A 23,038-nucleotide genomic window follows, 5' to 3' on the forward strand; every position below is an offset into this window, starting at 1 on the left:
CACATTCAGGAACAAATTTGACAATTTGAATCAGTCGTGTCGCCTTCCCAAACCCTGCACATCCAGTAGGACAGCGCCTTGCCGGCATGCAGGCATCGGGCTGCCAGCCGTCGTGATCGGAGGCAGTGGGCGCATGGATATCCCGCGCACCGACAAGGCCCCGTCATTCCCAGACTTCGCGAGACATTCCTCACAATGGGCGCCGGCATCTGCGCACCTGCAGCTGCTCAACAGCACCTGCAGCCGGCAGAGCGACCCACTCCAGGAACTCCAGAGGAAACTTCATGAAACTGCTGAGATTCGGCCCCGAGGGCCAGGAAAAGCCCGGCCTGCTGGATGCCGAAGGCCAGATCCGCGACCTGTCCGCCCTGTTGGACGACTACACGCCCCGCCTGCTCGGCCGCGAGGCGCTGCGGGCCCTGGCCGCCATCGACCCTGCCAGGCTGCCCCTGGTGCAAGGTCCGGTGCGCATCGGCATGCCGTGGAGCGGCATGTCCAAGTTCGTCGCCATCGGCCTGAACTACCGCGACCATGCCGAGGAAGCCGGCATGCCCCTCCCCAAGGAGCCCATCCTCTTCGCCAAATGGCCCAGCTGCGCCTGCGGCCCCGACGACGACATCCCCCTGCCCGAGGGCAGCACGCGCATGGACTGGGAGGTGGAACTGGGCATCGTCATCGGCGAGCGCGCGCGCAATGTGTCCGTGGCCGATGCGCTGGAGCATGTGGCCGGCTACTGCCTTGCCAACGATGTGTCCGAGCGCGAATACCAGATTGACCGCAGCGGTGGCCAGTGGAGCAAGGGCAAGGGTTTCGACCGCTTCGGCCCCATCGGCCCCTGGCTGGTCACGCGCGACGAAGTGCCCGATCCGCAGGCCCTGCAGCTATGGCTGGATGTGAACGGGGAGCGCCGCCAGAGCGGCAGCACGCGCACCATGATCTTTGGCTGCGCCGAACTCATCAGCCACTGCAGCCGCGTGATGACGCTGGAGCCCGGCGACCTCATCATCACCGGCACGCCCCCGGGAGTCGGGATGGGCATGAAGCCGCCGCGCTATCTGAAGGCTGGCGATGTGATGGAGCTGGGGATCGAGGGGCTGGGCGTGCAGAGGCAGCGAGTGGTGTAGATCCACAAAAAAGCGGCTTCAAAAAGCCGCTTTATTTTTGAGATGAACCAGCGCTCAGCTGCCCGCCACCTTCATGCGGTTGATCAGGATAGAGCCCACGGTCTTGGCGCCGTAGTTGTAGGCATCTGCGCCCACGGCCTCGATGCCCTTGAGCATGTCCTTGAGGTTGCCGGCGATGGTGATCTCATGCACGGGGAAGGCGATTTCGCCGTTTTCCACCCAGAAGCCGCTGACGCCGCGCGAGTAGTCGCCGGTCACGTAGTTCACACCCTGGCCCATGAGTTCGATCACGAACAGGCCCGTGCCCAGCTTCTTGAGCATGGCGGGCAGGTCGTCGCCGGCCTTGGTGCGGCGCGAGGTCATGACCAGGTTGTGCGATCCGCCGGCATTGCCGGTGGTCTTCATGCCCAGCTTGCGTGCCGAGTAGCTGGACAGGAAGTAGCCCTCGACGCGGCCGGCATCCACCACCTTGCGGGCCTGCACGCGCACGCCTTCCTCGTCGAAGGGCGAGCTGCCCTTGCCGCCGAGGATGAAGGGGTCTTCCGTGATGTCGATGTGCTTGGGGAAGACGGGCTTGCCCAGCGAGTCGAGCAGGAAGGTGCTGCGGCGGTACAGCGCGCCGCCACTGACGGCCTGCACGAAGCTGCCCAGCAGGCCGGCGGCCAGCGTGGACTCGAACAGCACCGGGCATTCGGTGGTCGGGATCTTGCGGCTGCCCAGGCGGCTCAGGGCGCGCTGGGCGGCGTAGCGGCCCACGGCTTCGGGCGAGGCCAGGTCGGCCGCGTTGCGCATGGAGCTGTACCAGGCATCGCGCTGCATCTCGCCATTGCGGCCGGGCAGCGATGCGATGGGCGCCACCGACAGGCTGTGGCGCGAGCTGGCGTAGCCGCCACGGAAACCATTGGTATGGGCGCTGAAGAAATGGCTTTGCTGCGCCGAGACGCCAGCGCCTTCGCTGTTGGTGATGCGCTTGTGCGTGCCAAGGGCAGCTTCTTCGCACTGCAGCGCCAGCTGCGCCGCAGCCTCGCTGGTCAGCTCCCAGGGGTGGAACAGCTGCAGGTCGCGGTGGGTGCCGGGCGGGGCGATGTCGGCCGCATCGGGCAGGCCGGCCATGGGGTCCTCGGCGGTGAAGCGCGCGATGTCGTAGGCGGCCTGCACGGTCTGCTGGATGGCGGCATCCGAGAAGTCGGAGGTGCTGGCGTTGCCACGGCGGTTGCCCAGGTAGACGGTCACGCCCAGCGACTTGTCGCGGTTGCGCTCCACGGTCTCCAGCGCCCCCTTGCGCACACTCACGCTCAGGCCGCAGCCCTCGGAAGCCTCGGCTCCGGCGTCGGTGGCGCCGAGCTTCTTGGCATGGACCAGGGCACGGTCCACCAGGTCTTCAAAAAACGGTTGGCTGTAGCTGAAGCCGGAATCAGCCTGCGGTTTGGCGGTGCTTGCCGCGCGGGGACGGGGTTTTTTCATAGCGGCGGCTATGATAGCCGCCACTGCAGCGCCCTCCGCGCCGCCACTGTATTTGTCCCCTACCCCATGTCACGCAAACCCAAAAAAGGCTACTACGTCAAAGGTCACTTCGTTGCCGAAGGCAGCGAACTCGACCTGCAGCTCAAGGCCGAACTCAAAGGCACCCCCGACTCCAGCAAGACGGATCTCAAGCGCGAGTCCGACGCCTTGCAGGACCTCGGCAAGGATTTGCTGACGCTGCGCTCCGACCTGTTCAAGCGCCTGCAATTGCCCGACCAGCTGGCCGATGCCCTGGCCGAGGCCAAGCGCATCACCAATTTCGAAGGCAAGCGCCGCCAGATGCAGTACGTCGGCAAGCTCATGCGCAAGCTGGACGAGACCGAGATCGCCGCCGTGCGCGCCGCGCTGGACGAGCAGCACAACGGCTCGGCCGCCGAGAAGATGGCCCTGCACGCCGCCGAGCAATGGCGCGACCGCCTGATTGCCGAGGAATCGGCCCTGTCCATCTGGCTGGACCATTTCCCCGACACAGACACCCAGCAGCTGCGCGCCCTGATCCGCCAGGCCCGCAAGGACATGCCGGGCGCCCATGAGGCCAATGTGCAGGAATCCACCGGCCTGGCCCAGCGCAAGGGCCGCGCCTACCGCGATCTGTTTCAGCTGGTGCGCCAGCAGTTGGGCGGCACGGGCCGCGAGACAGCCGAGGACGGTGACGGCGCTGGCGAGGAAGCTGACGATGAGTGAGCCCGTCCATGACGCTGTGCGCATCGGCATCGTCTCGATCAGCGACCGTGCCAGCAGCGGCGTCTATGAGGACAAGGGCCTGCCGGCCCTGCAGGACTGGCTCACCCGCGCGCTCAGGAACCCCATCACGTTCGAGCCGCGCCTGATCCCCGACGAGCAGGCCGGCATCAGCGCCGCGCTGATCGAGCTGGTCGATGCCGGCTGCTGCCTGGTGCTGACCACGGGCGGCACCGGCCCCGCCCCGCGCGATGTCACGCCCGAAGCCACGCTGGCCGTGGCCGACAAGGAAATGCCGGGCTTTGGCGAGCAGATGCGCCAGATCAGCCTGGCCTTTGTGCCCACGGCGATCCTGTCGCGCCAGGTGGCGGTGATCCGTGGCAAGAGCCTGATCATCAACCTGCCGGGCCAGCCCAAGGCCATTGCCGAAACCCTGGAAGGTCTGAAGAACCCCGATGGCACGCAAAAGGTCAACGGCATCTTTGCGGCCGTGCCCTATTGCGTGGACCTGATCGGCGGGCCTTATCTGGAAACGGATGACAGCGTGTGCAAGGCGTTCCGCCCCAAGAGCGCAGTGCGCACCGCGCGACCTGCGGCCTGATCGCGCGCACACGGCAATCGACAAGCAGCCTGCGGGCTGCTTTTTATTTTTTCAGCCCCTTGAACCAGCGCTGAATCCGGGCCCGCAATTGCCGTTTGCCGTCATCACCCAACGGCATGCTGCTTGCCAGTTTCAGTGCCGCATCGACCTGTACATGGCCATGCTCCATCAGTGCCATGCAAAACACCCGGTCCTTGTCGCGCCCCGCCTGGGCCTTGGAGAGAAAGAGATCCAGCACATCAAGGCAATAGCCGACGCGATCGTTGGTATTGCCGTTCTGGATACGGTGCAGCCGGTTTTGCCAGCCTGAGGCAAGCACTGCCGTGTCCGGGCCCACGCCCTGCGCGTAGTAGCCATTGGACTCGTGGAAGCGAGAGCCTTAGCCAATGGATCCGTCGATCCGGTCCGCCAGATCCGGAGCGTTGAGCGGATAGATGTCCGCCTCTGCGGACATCTTGAAAACCGGCTCGGGATACGGGATGGAGCCCAGGATTGCCTGACTTCCCACGATGACGAATTCATACTCATTCGTCACATCCCCGCTCGCACGAATGATGTGCTCAAGATCCTCTCGGTTCATAGGCCCGCCCTGTATCTCCCAATGCAACGCCCCGCTTGAGATCCCCCACCTGCGCCAGTATCTGCTGGCGCACCTGTTCGGGCAGCACCGATGTCAGGGGCGAGGCCTGGCGCAGTTCCTGGGCCCTTCGCGTGCGGGCCAGGATGGTGCGCCAGCGGCCATTTTGCAAGACATCCTGCCACTGCCTCCACAGGCTGGCGGAATGCGAATCCCCCTGGCTCAACCACCTCTCCAACGTGTCCTGTGCCTGCTGCAGCAATGCCGGGTCAGATCGCACAAGGCGCACGGCTTCTTCATGCAATGCGAGGCTTTGCAGATCCTGCACTTCATGGCGCGCATCCTGCGCACGCACCAGAACCTGTACGACGGGCCTGGCATGGCGCGAACGGGCTGCGGCAGTTCCTGCGGGCGCGGGCTGCAGGGCGTCGCCCGCCAGCAATGCCAATTCTCCCCCTATGCCCAGTTCCGACATGACTCGCAGGTACGTGCCCATGGATGGCCCGGGATCGCCGGACTCGACTGCAGCGAGCGTGCTGCGGGATATGCCTACGCGCGAGGCCATCTCGACCGTGCCCAGCCCCTGCTCCTTGCGCAGACGCTTGAGCCGGTCACCGAACTGCAAAAGCAGTTGGCGCTGAAGAAGGGTGGACTTTTCTGGCGTTTTCATTTGTCCATTATTCTAAGCAAAACCTGAATTTTTGATTGTTTTTCTAGACAAATTAATTCAAGTCCAGTGCTTTCGCATTCCCAGGTCAAGGAACGGAAAAGCAGGTCCTGACGCGCGCACAAGCCACGGCCGGGATACGCAGCGCATGGCGATCAATCAACGGGCCGGCCACGTTGCAAGGATGAGCGGCTGTACTGTCGCACCGGGGCCACCAAGCCCGTGCTTGCCCCAATGCGGCAGGCCCCTGTCCCTGCCAGCATGGAATCACCCGGCCCCTGCGCAACAGCAGCGGGCTTTTTCCATCCAAAGCAAGGAGACTTCATGCAGCAACGCCCCAAGACATCGCTGATGACACCGCTGGCACTGGCACTGTGCGCCGCCGCACTGGCAACGCCGGCCCTGGCGCAGCAGGACAAGGTTCGGATCGGCTTCATCACCGACATGTCCAGTCTCTATGCCGATGTCGAGGGCAAGAACGGCGCCGTGGCGATACAGATGGCCATCGACGACTACGGCGGCAAGCTGCTGGGCAAGCCCATCGAGCTGCTGACGGCCGACCACCAGAACAAGGCCGATATCGCCGCCAGCAAGGCGCGCGAGTGGATAGACACGCAGGGCATCAGCCTGGTGTTTGGCGGCACGAACTCGGCCACGGCCCTGTCCATGGCCAAGGTGGCGCAGGAGAAAAAGCGGGTCTTCATCGACAACGGCGCAGGCAGCTCGGCGCTGACCAACGAGCAGTGCAGCCCCTACACCGTGCACTACGCCTTCGACACCGTGGCCCTGGCCAAGGGCACGGGCGCGGCCGTGGTGGAGGCCGGAGGCAAGAGCTGGTACTTCGTGACCGCCGACTATGCCTTTGGCCATGCGCTGGAGGCCGATACCACCAAGATCATCGAGGCGCGCGGCGGCAAGGTGCTGGGCTCGGTCAAGACGCCGCTGAACGCCAGCGACTTCTCCAGCTTCATGCTGCAGGCGCAGAACTCCAAGGCCCAGATCCTGGGCCTGGCCAATGCCGGTGGCGACACCATCAACTCCATCAAGGCAGCGCGCGAATTCGGCGTGACCAAGGACATGAAGCTGGCCGGCCTGCTGGTGTTCTTCACCGACGTGCACAGCCTGGGCCTGAAGAACACGCAGGGCATGCAGTTCACCACCAGCTGGTACTGGGACATGAACGATGCCTCGCGCAAGTTCGCCGACGCCTTCATGGCCAAGACCCAGCGCCGCCCCAGCGAAATCCATGCGGCCGACTACTCGGCCACCATGAACTGGCTCAAGGCCGTGGAAAAGGCCGGCACGCTGGATGCCGACAAGGTCATGGCCACCTGGCGCGGCATGAAGATGGACGACTTCTTCGGCAGCGGCTACCTGCGCGAGGACGGCCGCTACGTGCACGACATGTACCTGATGGAAGTGAAATCCCCGGCCGAATCCAAGGGCACCTGGGACTACTACAAGCTGGTCAAGAAGCTGCCGGCCGAGCAGGTCTGGACCACCAAGGCCGAGAGCAAGTGCCAATATTGGCGGTAAACATCGCTCCCCCTGAGCGGCTTCGCCGCTTCCCCCAGAGGGGGACGACACCCTCGGGGCGGGGCGGCCCTTCCTCGGTGTCCCTGATTTGCGGCTGGGGGGTCAACATGTCCCCGCCATAAGACAGAGTTGCGAGGTTTCAGGCGTATCCCAGGCCTGCTCTCCACTGAATCTCCATGCCTTGGTCAATGCCGGGACATCGAACCGCGCCAGACTGGTAAGTTCGAGCATCTGGCGCGGCGCCGGGCAGGGACTGTCTCCCCTGCGGCCGACCGCGCGGCAGGGGAAGAATGAAGTTCAATCGCAAATGGGCAATGGTCGCCGTCGCAGGCGCATGCATGGTCGCAGGCCTGGTGTGGTGGAAGGCCAGTGCCAAGCCCTCCACCCAATTCGCAACCGCACCCGTCACCGTCGGCGACCTGGAGCAGACCGTGCTGGCCGTGGGCCGGCTGCACCCCAAGGAACTGGTGGCCGTGGGCGCCCAGGTCTCGGGCCAGGTCCGGCGCCTGCACGTGGAGCTGGGCCAGAAGGTCAAGGCCGGCGACCTGATCGCCGAAGTCGATGCCCAGCCGCAGCGCATCAAGCTGCGCAATGCCGAGGCATCCGTCACCGCCTTGCAGGCCCAGCTGGCCGCGCGGCGCGCGGCGCTGGTGCAGGCCCGGCTGACCTTCCAGCGCCAGCAGGAGCTGCTGCAGGCCGACGCCACCTCGCGCGCCGACCATGAAGCCGCCAAGGCTGCGCTGGACACCGCGCTGGCCGATGTCGGCGCCCTGCAGGCACAGATCGAGCAGGCACGCACCCAGGTGGAGACCGAGCGCATCAACCTGGGCTACACCCGCATCGTCGCGCCCATGGACGGCGTGATCGTGGCGGTGGTCACCAAGCAGGGCCAGACCCTGAACTCCTTCCAGACCACGCCCACCATCGTCATGCTGGCCAAGCTCGACGTGATGACCGTTCGCGCCGAGATTGCCGAGGCCGACGTGGACAAGATCCAGCTGGGCCAGACGGTCTGGTTCACCACGCTGGGCAGTGGCCGCCAGCGCCACACCGCCACGATCGAGCGCATAGAGCCTGCGCCCGCCTCCATCGCCACGGACGCCACCGCTGGCGCAGCGACCGCCACCGGCGCCCAGGCCGCCAAGGCCATCTACTACAACGCCCAATTCGACGTGCCCAACCCGGAAGGCAAGCTGCGCCCCTCCATGACCGCCCAGGTCACCGTGCGCGTGGCCCAGGCCGACAAGGCCGTACTCATGCCGGCCGCCGCGCTGGGCAGCCGCGATGCCGACGACAACTACAGCGTGCGCGTGCGCGATGCCCAGGGCCAGGTCACCGAGCGCAAGGTGCGCGTGGGCCTGCGCACCAACGCCCAGGCCCAGGTGCTGTCGGGGCTGGAGCCCGGCGAGCAGGTGGTGATCGGCGAGGCCAGCCCTGGCGGCAAGCCGGCCGGCAGCGACCCGATGGGAATGTAAGCATGGACCATGCATTGCTGCAGATGCAGGGCCTGCGCCGGGAGTTTCCTGCGGGCGACACCACGGTGGCGGTACTCAAGGACATAGACCTGACCATCGAGGCCGGCGAGATGGTGGCCATCGTCGGTGCCTCGGGCTCGGGCAAGTCCACGCTGATGAACATCCTCGGCTGCCTGGACCATCCGACCTCGGGCAGCTACCGCATCGCGGGCCGCGAGACCAGCGAGCTGGGGCCCGACGCGCTGGCCGCGCTGCGGCGCGAGCACTTCGGCTTCATCTTCCAGCGCTACCACCTGCTGCCCGACCTCACGGCCCAGGGCAATGTGGAGCTGCCATCGGTCTACGCCGGCACGGCGCCCACGGACCGCCATGCGCGCTCGGCCGCCCTGCTCGAACGCCTGGGCCTGGCCGACCGCATGCAGCACCGGCCGGGCCAGCTGTCGGGCGGGCAGCAGCAGCGCGTGTCCATTGCGCGTGCGCTGATGAACGGCGGCGCCGTCATCCTGGCCGACGAGCCCACGGGCGCGCTGGACAAGGCCAGCGGCGAGCAGGTCATGCGCATCCTGCAGGAGCTGCATGCCGACGGCCACACCATCATCCTGGTCACGCACGACATGGCCGTCGCCGCCCACGCCACGCGCGTGATCGAGATCAGCGACGGCGCCATCATTGCCGACCGGCGCAGCACCCCGCACGAAGCCAGGCCGCCCGTGGAGCCGGCATCCGGCGCGCGCCGGGCCTCCTGGCGCGGACTGTCGGACCGCTTTGGCGAGGCCCTGCGCATGGCCCTGCGCGCCATGAACGCCCACCGCCTGCGCACCTTCCTGACCATGCTGGGCATCATCATCGGCATCTCGGCCGTGGTCTCGGTGGTGGCGCTGGGGCGCGGTGCGCAGCAGCAGGTGATGAACCAGATCAGCGAGCTGGGCACGAACACGCTGGACATCTTCCCCGGCAAGGACTTCGGCGACACGCGCGCCGCCGCCATCGAGACCCTGGTCGCCGCCGACGCCCAGGCCCTGGCCGAGCAGCCCTACGTGGACAGCGCCACGCCCAATGTGTCGGTCGGCGTCACGGCGCTGTACCGCGAGAACGCGGCCACGGCCCAGGTGACGGGCGTGGGCTTCGAGCACTTTCGCGTGCGCGGCCTGCGCCTGGCATCGGGCCGCTTCTTCGACCAGCGCGACGTGGACCTGCACGCCCAGGTGGCGGTGATCGACCAGAAGACCGCCACCGCCCTGTTCCCCACCAACCCCAGTCCGCTGGGCGAGGTCGTGCTCCTGGGCCAGATGCCCGTGGAAATCGTCGGCGTGCTCCGGCCTGCGCAAAACAGCTTCGGCGGCTCCACGCCCACCTTCTTCGTGCCCTACACCGCAGCCGCCACGCGCCTGGTCGGCAAGTACCACCTGGACAGCATCACGCTGCGCATCAAGGACGCGGTGCCGGCCGAGATCGCGCAAAAGGCCGCCACCAGCCTGCTGACCGAGCGCCATGGCACCAAGGACTTCTTCATCTGGAACTCCGACCAGATCCGCCAGGCCATCACGCGCACCAGCACCACGCTGACGCTGCTGGTCTCGGCCATCGCCATGATCGCGCTGCTGGTGGGCGGCATCGGCGTGATGAACATCATGCTGGTGTCGGTGACCGAGCGCACGCGCGAGATCGGCGTGCGCATGGCCATCGGCGCGCGCCAGTCGGACATCCTTCAGCAGTTCCTGATCGAGGCCGTGCTGGTCTGCATCGTGGGCGGCATCCTGGGTGTCTCTCTGGCGCTGAGCCTGGGCCTGGCAGTGAGCCTGTCGGGCTCCAGCTTCCAGCTGTCGTTCTCGGCCGCCTCCATCGTGCTAGCCGTGGCCTGCTCCTCCCTCATCGGGATCGGCTTCGGCTTCCTGCCGGCGCGCAGTGCTGCGCGCCTCGACCCCGTACAGGCTCTATCGAGAGATTGACATGCATATGCTGAAGACCGGCGTGCTGGCATGCGCAGTGGCCCTGGCCGGCTGCGGCGCCATCACGCGCACAACCTACGAGGCGCCGCAGGTGGCGCTGCCCGCACAGTTCGAGCATGCGCAGCCCTCGGCGGCAGCGCCTGCGCCCGAGGCATGGTGGCGCGCCTTCGGCGATCCGCGCCTGGATGCATGGATCGACATGGCCCTTGCGCGCAACCCCGACCTGGCAACGGCAGGCATCCGTGTGCGCCGCGCCGCGCTGCAGGCGCAGCTGGCGGGCCGCGCCCTGCTGCCGCAACCCGGCGGCACGCTCAGCACCGGGGCCAGCCGGCCGCTGTCCGGCAGCCCGCGCAGCACGCTGGAGACGTCCAGCGCCACGCTGAGCGTGGGCTGGGAGCTGGACCTGTTCGACCGCCTGGGTGCCCAGCGCGATGCGGCCGTCTTCGAGGCCCAGGCCAGCGAGCAGGACAGGCAGGCCGTGGCCCTGTCCCTGGCGGCCACCACCGCCAGCCTGTACTGGCAACTGGCCCTGGCCAACGAGCGCCTGGAATTTGCGCGGCAAAGCCTGGAGTACACACGCCGCACCGGCGAGCTGGTGGAGGCGCTGTACCGCAGCGGCGCCGTATCCAGCCTGGAACGGCGCGAGGCCCGGCAGGCGCTGGCCGAGCAGCAGGCGCTGCTCAGCCAGTACACGCAGGCCCGCGCCGAACTGCGGCAGGCGCTCAACGAGCTGCTCCTGGGCGCCGAGGCACCCGGTGGCGAGCCGCAGGCCCTGCCTACGGGCGCGCTGCCTGCCATTGCCGCAGGACTGCCCGCCGAACTGCTGGGCCGCCGCCCCGACCTGCGCGCCGCCGAACTGCGGCTGCGCGCCTCCCTGGCCAGCAGCGATGCGGCCACCGCGCGCTACTACCCCACGCTGTCGCTGACCGGCAGCCTGGGGGGCTCCAGCAACTCGCTGCTCGACCTGCTGGCCAACCCCGTGGCGGCCCTGGGCGCCAGCATGACCCTGCCCTTTCTGAACGTGGGCGAGATGCGGCTGAACACCGCCATTGCGCGCAACCAGCATGAAGAGGCCGTGGTCAACTTCCGCAAGTCGCTGTACGCCGCGCTGGCGGAAACGGAAAAAGCCCTGTCCGCCCGCACCGAGCTGGCCAGCCAGGAGCAGGCACAGCAGCGCGTCATGCAGGAATCGGCAGAAATCACCCGCCTGTACGAGGCACGCTACCGCGCAGGCCAGGTACCCCTGCGCACCTGGCTGGATGCGCAGGAGCGCAGCCGCAACGCACAGCTGGCCCTGTCGGCCCTGCACCTGGCGCAACTGCAAAACCAGGTGACGATCACAAAGGTGCTGGGCGGCGGATGGCAAGCCCCTTGAGCAAGGGCCGGCAACCTCCGCCAAAGTGCCCCGCCCCGGTCAGAACGAATGCGCCATGCCCAGGTACAGGCCGGTCTGGCTGCCGCCCGGCGCCGGGTTGTTGTTGGTGGTCTCCACCGAGAAGTTCGCATTGCCGCCATTGCGCACATTGCCCACGCTGGCGTACAGCAGCGTGCGCCTGGACAGCGCGTAGTCGGCGCCCGCCATGAACAGGTTGGCGCTGCCGCCGCCGTTGTTGACCGTGGTGCGGTAGCCCGCCCCGATCAGCGTCAGCGGGCCTGAGACCTTGTAGCGCGCGCCCATCCAGTACTGCCGCGCCTTGTTGGGCACGCCGGCCGCGCTGTCGGGCGCGGACAGCTGCTCATAGCCCGCGAACAGCTTGAGCGCGGACAGCGTCACCGTGCCGCCCAGCGTCAGGTTGCGGGAGGTGGTGTAGAGATCGCTGAAACGGCCATTGGCATCGCGGGCCACGTCGTAGATGGCGCGCAACTCGAACGTGGGCGCGGTATAGGACACCGACAGCGCATCCTTGCGCAGCCGCGATGCGCCCTGCGGCTGCTCGCCCAGGCCGGTCAGCGCCAGCACGCGCAGGCCGCCCCAGCTGGGCGTTTCGTACGAGACCATGTTGTCATGCCCGCCCCAGTTGCGCCCCCGCACCAGCGTGGCCGAGCCGATGAACTGCTGGCCCGTGGGGTCCAGCGCCCAGTGCGCATCCGAGATCGACAGGTCCTTGCCCAGCTTCAGCGTGCCCCAGCCGCTGCGCAGGCCCACGAAGGTGCGGCGGTTGAAGAAACCTGCGCCGTTGAACCTGGCATCGTCGATGCTGAAGCCCGACTCCAGCGTGAACAGCACATGCAGCCCGCCGCCCAGGTCCTCCTCCCCCTTGAAACCCAGCATGCTCGTGCCCCACTGGTTGCCCACGGCCCGCCACAGGCTGCCGGAGCCCCCCGTGGCCGGGTCGTACACATTGTTCTGGTAGTCCACCCCCGCGACCACACGCCCATAGAGCGTGACCGAACTCTGGGCCTGGGCCGCCAGGGCCGTGCCCAGCACCAGCGCGGCCAGGCCAGCGCTGCGGATCATGCGTTTATTCATCTCCCTCTCCTCCTTGACATTGCCGATTGGCGAAAATCCCCATGGCCGCAGCACGGCTGCCATGGGGAGCAGCTTGAAACCAGTCGCCAGCCCCTTTTCTTGTGCTTCTTGTTCTTGTGCTTCTTGTTCTTGTGCTTCTTGTTATTGCGGGTGCATGCAGCCCCGTGGTTGCGATGCCCTGCAGGCTGCTTTCATGAATTCTCCGCAGGGATGGCGCCAGGCCTGAGCGATTCATGCGCAGACCTATGCATTTGCGGCGCGGGCGCCCCGGTGTTTTCCCCTGGAAGGGGGTTGAGCGACGTTCGGGGATGGGGCATGGCCGACGGATGCTCAGTCGCTCACTCCTGCGCAGAATCCTCCAGCCGAAAAATGCAGGCCATGGGCGTCCACTTGTCTCCAGGTGGTGTCCACGGCGTGGGGGCCTGAAAGGCCCACATCAGGTCTTCCCATTCGCACAACTTCGGATCGGTGGCGGAGGCAAGGGCCATGGCCCGGGCGTCATGCACCGCGTCATCGGTTTCCATGACCATCACCATGCGCGTGCCAAGGCGGTGGATTTCCATGCCGGTGACGCCATGGCTGCGCAGATGCGCCGCCACCTCCGGCCAGATCCGGTGATGCAGGGCTTCGTACCGGGCGATCAGCGCCGGGTCATCCCTGAGGTCGAGTGCAAGGCATTGGCGCATGGTGTCTCCATGGTGGTCAGGTCAGCGCGCGGTCCAGGTGGGTGTAGCCGCCATCGACGAACAGCCATTGCCCCGTGGTGTGCGATGCCCGCTCGGACAGAAGAAAGACGACCGTGTCCGCAATCTCCTCGGCCGCCGTCATGCGCCGGCCCAGCGGAATCCGGGCGCTGATCTGTTCCAGCTGGCGCCCGGGGTCGTCGAAGCGGCCCAGCCAGTGCAGGTACATCGGCGTCATCACCTCGGCGGGCACCACGGCATTGACGCGCACGCCATCGGCTGCCAGCGCGGCAGCCCACTCGCGCGTCAGCGAGAGCTGGGCCCCCTTGGCCGCGCAGTAGCCGCTGGCCTGGCCCTGCCCGGTCAGCGCGGTCTTGGACGAGATGTTGACGATGGAGCCACGGCTGGCCTTGAGGTGTGGCAGGCAATGGTGGGCCATGACGTAGTAGTGCACCAGGTTGGCCTGCAGCGAGCGCACGAAGGCGTCGCGCCCTGCCTCCAGGCCCACGCCGTCATTGATGCCCGCGTTGTTCACCAGGCCGTCGATGTGGCCGCAGTCCGCCGCAGCGCGGGCCACCATCTCTCCGCATGCCTGTTCATCGACCAGGTCGAAGCGGAAGTGGCGGGCCCGGGGCTGCAGCTCCATGAGCTGCGCCTCGAACCGCGCGCACATGGTGTCCTTGCCGCAGATCAGCGGAATCGCACCTTCACCGGCCAGCCGCAGCGAGATGGCCGCCCCGATGCCGCTGGCACCGCCCGTGACGATGAAGGTCTTGTCTTTCAGGTTCAGGTCCATGCTGCCTCCCATGTGGTCAGGTCATGCCTTGCGGCTGCAGGCCGTAGCAGCGCGCGGCGGTGCCGCCCCACAGCGCCTCACGCTCGGAGGCCGACAGCCGCGACGACGCCCAGCCATCCACCAGCTCAAAGACCGTGGCGTATGGCGCGGCCAGCAGGCAGACCGGCCAGTCGGAGCCAAACATCAGCCGCTGCGGACCGAACACCTGCAAGGCCGTGTCCAGGCATTGGAGCAGGCAGGCCCGGTCAGGCTCGCGCAGGCCGGATCGCCAGTCGGCCTCGGTCACCAGGCCCGAGAGCTTGCACGCGACATGCGACAGCGGGGCGAAGCGCTGCAGCGATGCCTGCCAGCGGCCGAACGCGGCCTGGGCCTGGCCCTTGTGCTGGTCCCGGGCCAGCCCGGCCAGTGGCGGCTTGCCCAGGTGATCCAGCACCATCCAGTGCGCGTCATGCCGTGCACACAAGGCGGCGGCCGCGTCCATCTGGTGGTCGAACACCAGCACGTCATAGGCCCAGCCCTGGCGCTGCAACAAGGCCATGCCGCGCCCGAATGCGGCGCAGCCCAGAAAGGCTGCGGCATCGGGCTCGTCCTGCACCTGATGGCGCCAGCCGCACAGCCTCGGCTCGGCACGCCAGTCCTGCAGGCGCTCGCCCAGGCCCTCGCAGGTCAGGTCTTCCCACCCCACCACGCCGCGTATCCAGTCATTGCGCCGCGCCAGCTCCAGCAGGAACCGCGTCCCATCAACCGTGGCGCGCGCCTGCACGGCGATGGCGCCCGTGAAGCCGCAGGCAGACAGCTGGGGCAGGAGATGGCCGGGTGTGCGGTCCACCGCCAGGGCCCGCATGTCCGCGCCTATCCATGGATAGTCCCCGGCGCTGTAGCGCCAGAAATGCAGGTGTGCATCGATGCGCGGATGCAAAAGTGAATGGGAATGGGACAGGGCCATGGCTCAGGCCTGGAAGCGATACCTGGCCAGAGATTCCGGCTTCATCGTGATGGAAAAGCCGGGCGCACCGGGAGGCATATAGGCCGCATTGCGCACCACGCAGGGATCGACGAAATGCTCGTGCAAGTGGTCCACGTACTCGATCACGCGCCCGTCACGCGTGCCGGACACGCAGACGAAATCGATCATGGACAGATGCTGCACATACTCGCAAAGGCCCACGCCCCCGGCATGCGGACACACGGGCAGACCGTACTTTGCGGCCAGCAGGAGTACCAGCAGCACCTCGTTGACCCCTCCCAGCCGGCAGGCGTCGATCTGCACCACGTCGATGGCGCCACGCAGGATGAACTGCTTGAAGAGAATGCGGTTCTGGCACATCTCTCCAGAGGCGACCTGGACCGGAGCAACTGCTTCGCGCACTGCGCGGTGGCCCTCCACATCGTCAGGGCTGGTCGGCTCCTCGATGAACCAGGGCCTGGCAAAGGCCAACTGCCGCACCCAGCCGATGGCCTGCCCCACCTCCCAGGCCTGGTTGGCGTCGATCATCAGCTGGCGGTCCGGCCCCAGCACCTCGCGCGCGATGGACACGCGCCGGATATCGTCCTGCAGGCTGCGCCCCACCTTGAGCTTGACGTGGTTGAAGCCGTCGGCCACCGCCTCGCGGCACAGGCGGCGCAGCTTGTCGTCGTCATAGCCCAGCCAGCCGGCCGAGGTCGTGTAGCAGGGATAGCCCTCGCGCTCCAGCACGCCGATGCGCTCGGCCTTGCGCGGCGACTGGCGATGCAGCAGCTCCAGCGCCTGGGCTTCGGTCAGGGCATCCGTCATGTAGCGGAAGTCCAGCGCGCGGACGAACTCCTCGGGCGTGAAATCGGCCACAAGACGCCACAGCGGCTTGCCCTCGGCCTTGGCCCACAGGTCCCACACGGCATTGACCACGGCGCCGGTGGCCAGATGCATTGCCCCCTTGTCCGGGCCGATCCAGCGCAACTGGCTGTCGGAGGTGATGTGGCGCCAAAAGCGCCCCATGTCCTGGCGGACCCAGTCAAGCTCCATGCCCTCCACCAGGTGGCGCATGGCCTCGATGGCGGCGCAGCAGACCTCGTTGCCGCGCCCGATGGTGAAGGTCAGCCCGTGCCCCTCAAGGCCGGGCGTGTCCGTCTCCAGGATCACATAGGCGGCGGAGTAGTCCGGGTCCGGGTTCATGGCGTCAGACCCATCCAGGTGACTGGAGGTCGGAAAGCGCACATCGAGCACGCGCAGGGACAGGATTCGCGTCATGGTCTTCTCAGGCCTTGCCGGTTGTCGAGGGATGCGGTTGCACGCGAGCCGCCACCATGGTCTGGCGCTGCTCGCCCAGGCCGGCGATGCCCAGCCGCATGGCCTGCCCGGCACGCAGATACATGGGCGGCTTCTGGCCCATGCCCACGCCCGGCGGCGTGCCGGTGGAGATCACATCGCCCGGTTGCAGGCTCATGAAGCGGCTCAGATAGCTGACGAGAAAGGCCACGCCGAACACCATGGTGGCCGTGCTGCCGTCCTGCATGCGCCGGCCGTCCACATCCAGCCACATGCGCAGCGCCTGCGGATCGGGCACCTCGTCGGCCGTGACCAGCCAGGGCCCCAGCGGGCCGAAGCCGTCGCAACCCTTGCCCTTGTCCCAGGTGCCGCCACGCTCGAGCTGGTACTCGCGTTCGGAGATGTCGTTGACCACGCAATAGCCCGCCACGTGCTGCATGGCCCGGGCCTCGTCGATATGGCGCCCGCCCTGGCCTATGACCACGCCAAGCTCCACCTCCCAATCCGTCTTCACGGAGCCGGGCGGAATCTCGATGGCGTCGTCCGGGCCGCAGATGGCACTGGTCCACTTGCCAAACACCACGGGCTCGGGCGGCACCTGCATGCCGGCCTCGGCCGCATGGTCCGAGTAGTTGAGGCCTATGCACACGAACTTGCCCACCCGCCCCACGCAGGGGCCCAGACGCAGCGTGTGCTGCGGCACGCCTTCCACCAGGGGCAGCTGCAAGGGGTCCAGGGCGCCCAGTTGCGCCAGGCTGTCCGGCAGCAGCACGGGGCCGGCAATGTCGTCCACCACGCCCGAGAGGTCGCGCACACGCCCTTGCGCATCGAGCAGGCCCGGTCTTTCATGGCCCCTGGGGCCGTATCGCAGCAATTTCATGGAGCAGTCCTGTGCAGTTCAGTTGGACCAGCCACCGTCGATCACGCTCAGCGTGCCGGTGACGAAGCGGGATTCATCGCTGGCGAGATAGGTGGCCAGCGCGGCGATTTCCTCGGGCCGACCCACCCGCCCCATGGGCTGGCGCGCCACGAAGGCGGCGCGCACCTGCTGCAGCGGCACGCCCTGCTGCCGGGCCTGGCCGGCGATGCGCGCCTGCAGCGACGGGGACTCCACCGTGCCAGGGCAGATGGCGTTGCAGCGTATTCCCTGCGTGACGAAGTCGGCCGCCACGGCCTTGGTCAGCCCGACCACGGCAGCCTTGGTGGCGCCATAGGCATGGCGAAGGGGCACGCCCTTCACGCTGGAGGCCGCGGACGACATGTTGATGATCGAGCCGCCGCCCTGGGCCAGCATGGCGGGCAGCAGGGCGCGGATGATGCGGTGCATGGAGGTGACGTTGAGCTGCCACGCAAAGGCCCAGTCCTCGTCGCTGCAGTCCAGGATGCTGCCGTGGTGCACGAAGCCCGCGCAGTTGAGCAGTGCGTCAAAGGCCCTCTCCTGCCCGGCCAGTGCCAGGATGTCTTGCGCATCGGTCACATCCAGCCGCCGCGTACGCAGGCCGTCCCGTCCCTCCAGTTCTGCCAGCGCCTGCATGTCGATGTCGGTGGCCAGCACGCTGGCCCCCTCGCGGGCAAACATCAGCGCGCAGGCACGCCCTATGCCCTGCCCGGCTGCGGTGACGAGAATGTGTTTTCCGGCGAGTCTCATGGAGCCATTCCTTCCCTTGAAAAGCTTCTGCATGGGCGATTCGCGGGCCGCGCCTATTGCTGCTGCTCACCTGCGAGCCGGGCCAGCATCAGGGCGCCGAGGATGATGGCGCCGTAGATCGCCTGTATCCAGAACGATGGCACCTGGGCCAGCGTCAGCAGGTTCTGCACCACGCCCAGCAGCAGCACGCCGCACAGCGCACCCGACATGGAGCCCTTGCCGCCATCGAGCGAAATCCCGCCGATGACGGCCGCCGCGAACACCGTGAAAATCATCGAGCTGCCCTGGTTGGCATTGATCGCGCCCACATAGCCCGTGACCACCAGCCCGCCCACTGCGGCCAGCACACCGGCCAGCACGAAGACGCCCCAGGTAATACGGTCCACATTGATGCCCGCCGCGCGCGCCGCATGGGGGTTGCCGCCAATCGCATACAGCGCGCGGCCCAGCCGGTGGTGGCGCAGCACCACGGCGGCCGTGCCAAACGCCAGCGCCGCCAGCCAGACCGACAGCGGCAGCCCCAGCAGCGTGGCCGTGGCCAGGGCGAAGAAAGGCTGCGGCATGTCGAACAGGGTGCCGCCCCTGGTCGCGCCCACCAGCAGGCCGCGCAGCACGATCAGCATCGCCAGCGTGACGATGAAGGCATTGAGCCGCAGCCTGACGACCAACAGGCCATTGATAAAACCCGTGCATGCGCCCACGGCTGCGATGGCCAGCAGCCCCGCCGCCACCGGCCATGCCGTGCCAAAGCCTCCCGAGGCTGCAGGAATCACCAGCATGGCGCCCACCGCCGGCGCAATGCCCACCGTGGACTCCACCGACAGATCGAACTTGCCCGTGATGATGATCAGCGACTCCGCCAGCACCACCAGCGCCAGGGCTGCGGAGGCCCCCAGGATGCTGACCAGGTTGGCCGGTGTCAGAAAGCTGGGGCTGGTCAAGGCTCCCAGCACGAACAGCAGGGCCAGCGCAGGCACCAGTGCATAGTCGCGCAGCCGGTGCAGGGCGAGCCGCCGGGCGGCCGGCACGGGCACAGCCGTGTTCGGCGAGACAAAGGCTTCAGTGCGCATGCAGGCTCACTCCTTCCATGGATGCAATCAGTTCACCGTCGTCCCAGCCTCTGGCGAGTTCGGCCACCACATGGCCATGCGACATCACCAGCACGCGGTCGCAGATGCGCAGGTCGTCCAGCTCGCTGCTCGCCAGCAGCACGGCCCGGCCCTGCCGTCGCTCACCCTCCACCACGGCCAGCAATGCCTGCCGGGACTTCACATCCACACCCGCAGTGGGATCGATGAGCACCAGCACATCGGGCTCGCTGGCCAGCGAGCGAGCCATCACCACCTTCTGCTGGTTGCCGCCCGACAGGCCGGACACGGCCTGCTGCGGCCCGCTGGCCGCCACATCAAGTGCACGCATGGCCGACAGTGCCGCCGCCTGCCGGCGCGCTGGCGCAACGAAGCCGAACCGGCCCAGCCTGTCCATGATGGTCATGGTCGCGTTCTCGGCGATGGACTGCCCCGGCACCAGGCCCTGGCGGTGCCTGTCCTGCGGCACGCAACCCACGCCGTGCGCCAGCGCGGCGCCTACATCGCCGGGCGGCAGCACGCGGCCCGACACCAGGATCCGGCCTGCCGTGGTGCGCCGCAGGCCCGCCACCGCCTCACCCACGGCCGTGCGCCCGCTGCTGGTGGAGCCTGTCAGCCCCACGATCTCGCCACGCCGCACCTGCAGGCTGACAGCCCCGAAACCCTTGCCGCACACCTGCTGCAGCGCCAGCACCACGGGGGCAACGCCCGTGCCCCCGCCTGCCGGGGGTGCGTGGGCGGCGCAAGACGCACCGGCCAGGCTGTCCCGCTCGCCGGTCATGGCCTCGATCAGTGCCTGCCGGGGCAGCTGCGCCACCGGCGCCGTCACCACATGGCGAGCATCGCGCAGCACGGTGACCGTCTGGCAAATCTCATAGATCTCCTGCAAGTGGTGCGAGATGAAGAGAAACGTGACGCCGCCTTGCTGCAGATCGTGCACGCGCCTGAGCAGCCGCCGCGTCTCGTCGTGGTCAAGCTGCGCCGTGGGTTCGTCCAGGATGATGAAGCGCGCGCCCAGCGACAGCGCCCGCGCGATCTCCACCAGTTGGCGGGTTTCCACCGTCAGATCCCGGGCCAGCGCATCCTCGTGCACATCGATCTGCCAGGCATCCAGCAAGGCCCTTGCCTCGCGCCGCAGCACGCGCCAGGAAATCCAGCCATGGCGCAGCGGCTGCCGGTTGATGAACAGGTTCTCGGCCACCGACAGCTCGCCGATGATGGTCGAATGCTGGTAGACACAGGCCACATGCTGGCGCCAGGCCATGCGGTCGGCCACCGCAGGCGCGGGCTGGCCGTTGAAGCGGATGCTTCCCGTGCCGGGCTGGTGCAGGCCGGTCAGCAAGGCGACCAAGGTGGACTTGCCTGCGCCGTTGCGGCCAGCCAGTGCATGCGACTCGCCCGGCATGACCGCCAGGCTCACATCGTGCAAGGCCGTCGTGGAGCCGAAACGCAAGCCGAGCCCACGCGCCTCCATCACCGGCGTGCCTGGTCTGTCAGCCATGAATCCGGGGAGTATCGTCATGGCTGGTTGGCCCACAGCGACTTGTCGTCCACGTTCTCGCGGGTCACCACGGGTGCGGGCAACTGGTCCTCCAGAATGCCGGGCGCCACCTCCACGATGCGGCTGCCATGCGGGGTGGGCCCGGGCTTGAACGACTGCCCTGCCAGCGCTGCCTTGATGTAGTACAGGCCGTACTTTGCGTAAAGATCGGCGGGCTGCGAGATGGTGGCGTCGATCTCGCCCCTGCGGATGGCGCCCAGCTCCTGGGCGATGCCGTCGTTGCTGATCACCACGATGTGCCGCGGATCGCCGGCCGGATGCAGCAGCCCCCTGCGCCGCAGCGTCTGCAGCGTGGGCGCCAGATAGACGCCGCCTGCGTGCATGTAGATGCCCTTCAGGTCCGGATGGGCGGACAGCAGGCCGTCGAGCGCGGCAGCGGCGGCATCGGACTTCCAGGCCGCGGGAATCTCCAGCACCTGCAGCGCCGGGAAATCCTTCATGCAACTGCGAAAAGCCTCAGCCCGATCACGGCCGTTGACCGATGCCAGGTCCCCCATGATCTGCACCACCTTGCCCGCCTTCACCTGCGCGCCCAGGTACTGGCAGGACCGCGTGCCATAGGCGCGGTTGTCGGCACGCACCACCATCGCCACCTTGCCCCGGGTAGGCGCCACGTCCACCGCCACCACAGGAATCTTCCCCTGCTCGGCCAAGGCGAGCGCTCGACCAATGGCCGCCGAATCCAATGGCGCCACCACCAACCCCTTGGCGCCGAGGTTGATCAGATTGGCCACATCGGTGATCTGCTGGGCCGGGTTCTGGTTGGAGTTCACCGGCGCCAGGATGTCGACCCCGAGGGCCTTCGCCATTTGCGGGAGGTAGCCGTTGTAGGCCTGCCAGAACGGCGAGGTCAGCAGCGGCAGGTTGACCCCGATCCTGCCCTGCGCCGGGCCAGGTTCCGCCGCCAGCGCCGGCCCCGCGCCGGCCAGCGCCGCCACTGAAGCCAGCGCGGCTACAGCGGACATGAGCCGGCAAAGCATTGCGGAACATCCGGCCGGAACCTGGAAAACGCCGTGCAGTGCAGCCATGGAAAGTGCCTCCTCATGTGTGCCGGGACTCCGGCGGTGCCGCTGGATCGCCTTTTTGCCGATGGCGCGTGGCACATCGCTGGGGCAATTCATTCATCCATGAATTAATTATTTATAAATAAACCTCACTTCGGCAGCTATGGTTTACCCAGCCCACGCACCGCTTGCGCAGGTCGGCAGCAAAAACAGGACTTGTCCTATCCCGAACGTAAGATCTGCACGCATGAGCAAAGCACTGGACAACGCAGAAGACGGCGAGCGCTACCGCGCGCCGGCACTGGACAAGGGGCTGGACATCCTGGAGCTGCTGGCCGAGCACCCCGATGGCCTGACGCGGGCCGAGATCGTCAAGGAACTGGGCCGGGGCCCCAGTGAGATCTACCGCATGCTCGAGCGGCTGGTGGCCCGGCAATATGTGATGCGCTCGGCCGGCGGCGACCGCCATGCGCTCAGCCTCAAGATGTTCGCGCTGGCACACCGCCACCCGCCCGTCAACCGCCTCGTGACCCAGGCGCTGCCCGTCATGGATGCCTATGCGCGGCAGGCCGAGCAGTCCTGCCACCTGGGCCTCTACGACCGTGGCAATGTCCTGATCGTGGCCCAGGTCCCCGGCCCCGGGAACTGGGGCCTGTCAATCAGGCTGGGTGCACGCGTCGGGCTGCTGGACACCGGGTCAGGCCATGTGCTGCTGGCCTGCCAGACACCCGAACGCCGCGCGCAGATGCTGGCCGAGCACACGCCTTTGGAAGGCGAGGTACATCTGCCCGAGGCACAACTGCACGACATGCTGGAACAGATACGCAGCACGGGTCACAAGCAGAGCGAAAGCCTGCAGTCCTATGGCGTGGTGGACATCTCCTGCCCCATCCTCGGGCCCGATGGCCATGCCCTGGCTGTGCTGACGTCTCCCTATATTCGGCGCATCGATGGGCATGCAGGTCCCTCGCTGGATGAGGCACGCGGGTACCTGCTGCAGGCAGTGGCTGGGCTCTCTCTCAATGGCGGCCTGCGCGGCGAGGAGTGAGTCAGGCGATTCGTTTCAAATGCATGTGGCGCTTGCTGTGGTGGCAGGGGTTTCAATCCACGCGCCCGCACGGGGCGCGACCAAGGCTCTGGGTCTGAAGCCCAGCGACCAGCAGTTTCAATCCACGCGCCCGCACGGGGCGCGACGCGAGGGCGGGGTGGGCTTTGTGGAGCACGCCGTGTTTCAATCCACGCGCCCGCACGGGGCGCGACGCGGCCAGGCAGCAACTCCTCTTCGGGCTGGCCGTTTCAATCCACGCGCCCGCACGGGGCGCGACCACGGGCTTCCCGCAGAAGCGGCGCGATGAGCTGGTTTCAATCCACGCGCCCGCACGGGGCGCGACAGCAATCGTCCGCTCTCG

22 protein-coding genes and 1 CRISPR repeat array (1 of these 23 only partly in view) are annotated in these 23,038 nt (G+C 67.4%); of the genes, 8 read left to right on the top strand and 14 right to left on the bottom strand.

Annotated elements, in window-relative coordinates; all coding sequences use genetic code 11:
- Positions 1-284 precede the first annotated feature (284 nt).
- Positions 285-1,124 carry a fumarylacetoacetate hydrolase family protein gene (locus HFGMBDPB_RS20245; protein WP_016449650.1) on the top strand — a complete coding sequence of 280 codons (840 nt, stop codon included), beginning with the start codon at positions 285-287 and terminating at the stop codon, positions 1,122-1,124.
- 54 nt (positions 1,125-1,178) lie between these two features.
- Here HFGMBDPB_RS20245 and pmbA read toward each other — a convergent pair whose 3' ends face one another.
- Positions 1,179-2,588 carry a metalloprotease PmbA gene (pmbA, locus tag HFGMBDPB_RS20250; protein ID WP_016453829.1) on the bottom strand — a complete coding sequence of 470 codons (1,410 nt, stop codon included), beginning with the start codon at positions 2,586-2,588 and terminating at the stop codon, positions 1,179-1,181.
- 66 nt (positions 2,589-2,654) lie between these two features.
- On the opposite strand from pmbA, the gene yjgA reads away from it, so the two are divergent.
- Together yjgA and mog are read left to right on the top strand one after the other, a co-directional pair.
- Positions 2,655-3,332 (top strand): ribosome biogenesis factor YjgA, encoded by a 678-nt coding sequence (gene yjgA / locus HFGMBDPB_RS20255; protein WP_016449652.1) that lies wholly within the window; start codon positions 2,655-2,657, stop codon positions 3,330-3,332.
- The gene (gene mog / locus HFGMBDPB_RS20260) at positions 3,325-3,930 is read left to right on the top strand and encodes a molybdopterin adenylyltransferase (RefSeq protein WP_047325804.1); all 606 of its coding nucleotides are present in this window, start codon (positions 3,325-3,327) and stop codon (positions 3,928-3,930) included. The genes yjgA and mog overlap by 8 nt, the downstream gene beginning before the upstream one ends.
- A 43-nt stretch (positions 3,931-3,973) precedes the next feature.
- On the opposite strand, the gene HFGMBDPB_RS29795 is transcribed toward mog, so the two are convergent.
- The 3 genes from HFGMBDPB_RS29795 to HFGMBDPB_RS20270 are packed head-to-tail and all read right to left on the bottom strand — an operon-like array spanning position 3,974 to position 5,177.
- Positions 3,974-4,267, bottom strand: coding sequence for a hypothetical protein (locus HFGMBDPB_RS29795; RefSeq protein ID WP_249343579.1), 294 nt, complete (start codon positions 4,265-4,267; stop codon positions 3,974-3,976).
- 42 nt (positions 4,268-4,309) lie between these two features.
- Positions 4,310-4,510, bottom strand: coding sequence for a hypothetical protein (locus HFGMBDPB_RS29800; RefSeq protein WP_249343581.1), 201 nt, complete (start codon positions 4,508-4,510; stop codon positions 4,310-4,312).
- Positions 4,491-5,177, bottom strand: coding sequence for a helix-turn-helix transcriptional regulator (locus tag HFGMBDPB_RS20270; RefSeq protein ID WP_097203017.1), 687 nt, complete (start codon positions 5,175-5,177; stop codon positions 4,491-4,493). The genes HFGMBDPB_RS29800 and HFGMBDPB_RS20270 overlap by 20 nt, the downstream gene beginning before the upstream one ends.
- 321 nt (positions 5,178-5,498) lie before the next feature.
- Between HFGMBDPB_RS20270 and HFGMBDPB_RS20275 the strand changes: the two genes are divergently transcribed.
- From HFGMBDPB_RS20275 to HFGMBDPB_RS20290, 4 genes are all read left to right on the top strand, one after another.
- Positions 5,499-6,710 carry an ABC transporter substrate-binding protein gene (locus HFGMBDPB_RS20275; protein WP_016449656.1) on the top strand — a complete coding sequence of 404 codons (1,212 nt, stop codon included), beginning with the start codon at positions 5,499-5,501 and terminating at the stop codon, positions 6,708-6,710.
- A 290-nt stretch (positions 6,711-7,000) separates the two neighbouring features.
- Positions 7,001-8,185 (top strand): efflux RND transporter periplasmic adaptor subunit, encoded by a 1,185-nt coding sequence (locus tag HFGMBDPB_RS20280; protein ID WP_017405711.1) that lies wholly within the window; start codon positions 7,001-7,003, stop codon positions 8,183-8,185.
- A 2-nt stretch (positions 8,186-8,187) separates the two neighbouring features.
- Positions 8,188-10,134, top strand: a complete 1,947-nt coding sequence (locus HFGMBDPB_RS20285; RefSeq protein ID WP_016453833.1) for a MacB family efflux pump subunit — start codon at positions 8,188-8,190, stop codon at positions 10,132-10,134.
- 1 nt (position 10,135) lies between these two features.
- Positions 10,136-11,509 (top strand): efflux transporter outer membrane subunit, encoded by a 1,374-nt coding sequence (locus tag HFGMBDPB_RS20290; protein WP_212646111.1) that lies wholly within the window; start codon positions 10,136-10,138, stop codon positions 11,507-11,509.
- A gap of 39 nt (positions 11,510-11,548) precedes the next feature.
- On the opposite strand, the gene HFGMBDPB_RS20295 is transcribed toward HFGMBDPB_RS20290, so the two are convergent.
- From HFGMBDPB_RS20295 to HFGMBDPB_RS20340, 10 genes are all read right to left on the bottom strand, one after another.
- Positions 11,549-12,604, bottom strand: a complete 1,056-nt coding sequence (locus HFGMBDPB_RS20295; protein WP_212646112.1) for a porin — start codon at positions 12,602-12,604, stop codon at positions 11,549-11,551.
- Between the two features lie 338 nt (positions 12,605-12,942).
- Entirely contained in the window at positions 12,943-13,290 is a 348-nt protein-coding gene (locus HFGMBDPB_RS20300; RefSeq protein ID WP_016453836.1) for an L-rhamnose mutarotase, read from the bottom strand.
- A 16-nt stretch (positions 13,291-13,306) separates the two neighbouring features.
- A complete protein-coding gene (locus HFGMBDPB_RS20305) occupies positions 13,307-14,083 on the bottom strand; it encodes an SDR family oxidoreductase (RefSeq protein WP_026062464.1) in 777 nt (258 codons plus the stop codon).
- 16 nt (positions 14,084-14,099) lie between these two features.
- A complete protein-coding gene (locus HFGMBDPB_RS20310; RefSeq protein ID WP_212646113.1) occupies positions 14,100-15,029 on the bottom strand; it encodes an L-fucono-1,5-lactonase in 930 nt (309 codons plus the stop codon).
- A gap of 3 nt (positions 15,030-15,032) precedes the next feature.
- Positions 15,033-16,310, bottom strand: a complete 1,278-nt coding sequence (locus HFGMBDPB_RS20315) for an L-fuconate dehydratase (protein ID WP_212646114.1) — start codon at positions 16,308-16,310, stop codon at positions 15,033-15,035.
- A gap of 7 nt (positions 16,311-16,317) precedes the next feature.
- Positions 16,318-17,208, bottom strand: a complete 891-nt coding sequence (locus tag HFGMBDPB_RS20320; protein WP_212646115.1) for a fumarylacetoacetate hydrolase family protein — start codon at positions 17,206-17,208, stop codon at positions 16,318-16,320.
- Between the two features lie 18 nt (positions 17,209-17,226).
- Positions 17,227-17,976 (bottom strand): SDR family oxidoreductase, encoded by a 750-nt coding sequence (locus tag HFGMBDPB_RS20325; protein WP_043791062.1) that lies wholly within the window; start codon positions 17,974-17,976, stop codon positions 17,227-17,229.
- Between the two features lie 53 nt (positions 17,977-18,029).
- A complete protein-coding gene (locus HFGMBDPB_RS20330) occupies positions 18,030-19,046 on the bottom strand; it encodes an ABC transporter permease (RefSeq protein WP_212646116.1) in 1,017 nt (338 codons plus the stop codon).
- Positions 19,036-20,565, bottom strand: a complete 1,530-nt coding sequence (locus HFGMBDPB_RS20335; protein ID WP_249343585.1) for a sugar ABC transporter ATP-binding protein — start codon at positions 20,563-20,565, stop codon at positions 19,036-19,038. Before HFGMBDPB_RS20335 ends, HFGMBDPB_RS20330 begins: the two co-directional genes overlap by 11 nt.
- Before the next feature lie 17 nt (positions 20,566-20,582).
- Positions 20,583-21,605, bottom strand: coding sequence for a sugar ABC transporter substrate-binding protein (locus tag HFGMBDPB_RS20340; protein WP_502757477.1), 1,023 nt, complete (start codon positions 21,603-21,605; stop codon positions 20,583-20,585).
- 271 nt (positions 21,606-21,876) lie between these two features.
- On the opposite strand from HFGMBDPB_RS20340, the gene HFGMBDPB_RS20345 reads away from it, so the two are divergent.
- On the top strand, positions 21,877-22,677 hold the full coding sequence (locus tag HFGMBDPB_RS20345; protein ID WP_046242024.1) for an IclR family transcriptional regulator: 801 nt from the start codon (positions 21,877-21,879) through the stop codon (positions 22,675-22,677).
- Positions 22,678-22,726: 49 nt separating this feature from the next.
- A CRISPR array of direct repeats spans positions 22,727-23,038; the repeat unit is 32 nt; unit sequence GTTTCAATCCACGCGCCCGCACGGGGCGCGAC (it continues 2,352 nt past the right edge of the window).

Origin of the sequence: Delftia sp. PE138, assembly GCF_018320755.1 — a bacterium.
GTDB lineage: Bacteria > Pseudomonadota > Gammaproteobacteria > Burkholderiales > Burkholderiaceae_C > Comamonas > Comamonas tsuruhatensis.

Coding starts and splice junctions, on each gene's coding strand:
- HFGMBDPB_RS20245 (WP_016449650.1), top strand. CDS start 285: ATGAAACTGCTGAGATTCGGCCCCGAGGGCCAGGAAAAGCCCGGCCTG.
- pmbA (WP_016453829.1), bottom strand. CDS start 2,588: ATGAAAAAACCCCGTCCCCGCGCGGCAAGCACCGCCAAACCGCAGGCT.
- yjgA (WP_016449652.1), top strand. CDS start 2,655: ATGTCACGCAAACCCAAAAAAGGCTACTACGTCAAAGGTCACTTCGTT.
- mog (WP_047325804.1), top strand. CDS start 3,325: ATGAGTGAGCCCGTCCATGACGCTGTGCGCATCGGCATCGTCTCGATC.
- HFGMBDPB_RS29800 (WP_249343581.1), bottom strand. CDS start 4,510: ATGAACCGAGAGGATCTTGAGCACATCATTCGTGCGAGCGGGGATGTG.
- HFGMBDPB_RS20270 (WP_097203017.1), bottom strand. CDS start 5,177: ATGAAAACGCCAGAAAAGTCCACCCTTCTTCAGCGCCAACTGCTTTTG.
- HFGMBDPB_RS20275 (WP_016449656.1), top strand. CDS start 5,499: ATGCAGCAACGCCCCAAGACATCGCTGATGACACCGCTGGCACTGGCA.
- HFGMBDPB_RS20280 (WP_017405711.1), top strand. CDS start 7,001: ATGAAGTTCAATCGCAAATGGGCAATGGTCGCCGTCGCAGGCGCATGC.
- HFGMBDPB_RS20285 (WP_016453833.1), top strand. CDS start 8,188: ATGGACCATGCATTGCTGCAGATGCAGGGCCTGCGCCGGGAGTTTCCT.
- HFGMBDPB_RS20290 (WP_212646111.1), top strand. CDS start 10,136: ATGCATATGCTGAAGACCGGCGTGCTGGCATGCGCAGTGGCCCTGGCC.
- HFGMBDPB_RS20295 (WP_212646112.1), bottom strand. CDS start 12,604: ATGAATAAACGCATGATCCGCAGCGCTGGCCTGGCCGCGCTGGTGCTG.
- HFGMBDPB_RS20300 (WP_016453836.1), bottom strand. CDS start 13,290: ATGCGCCAATGCCTTGCACTCGACCTCAGGGATGACCCGGCGCTGATC.
- HFGMBDPB_RS20305 (WP_026062464.1), bottom strand. CDS start 14,083: ATGGACCTGAACCTGAAAGACAAGACCTTCATCGTCACGGGCGGTGCC.
- HFGMBDPB_RS20310 (WP_212646113.1), bottom strand. CDS start 15,029: ATGGCCCTGTCCCATTCCCATTCACTTTTGCATCCGCGCATCGATGCA.
- HFGMBDPB_RS20315 (WP_212646114.1), bottom strand. CDS start 16,310: ATGACGCGAATCCTGTCCCTGCGCGTGCTCGATGTGCGCTTTCCGACC.
- HFGMBDPB_RS20320 (WP_212646115.1), bottom strand. CDS start 17,208: ATGAAATTGCTGCGATACGGCCCCAGGGGCCATGAAAGACCGGGCCTG.
- HFGMBDPB_RS20325 (WP_043791062.1), bottom strand. CDS start 17,976: ATGAGACTCGCCGGAAAACACATTCTCGTCACCGCAGCCGGGCAGGGC.
- HFGMBDPB_RS20330 (WP_212646116.1), bottom strand. CDS start 19,046: ATGCGCACTGAAGCCTTTGTCTCGCCGAACACGGCTGTGCCCGTGCCG.
- HFGMBDPB_RS20335 (WP_249343585.1), bottom strand. CDS start 20,565: ATGGCTGACAGACCAGGCACGCCGGTGATGGAGGCGCGTGGGCTCGGC.
- HFGMBDPB_RS20340 (WP_502757477.1), bottom strand. CDS start 21,605: ATGCTTTGCCGGCTCATGTCCGCTGTAGCCGCGCTGGCTTCAGTGGCG.
- HFGMBDPB_RS20345 (WP_046242024.1), top strand. CDS start 21,877: ATGAGCAAAGCACTGGACAACGCAGAAGACGGCGAGCGCTACCGCGCG.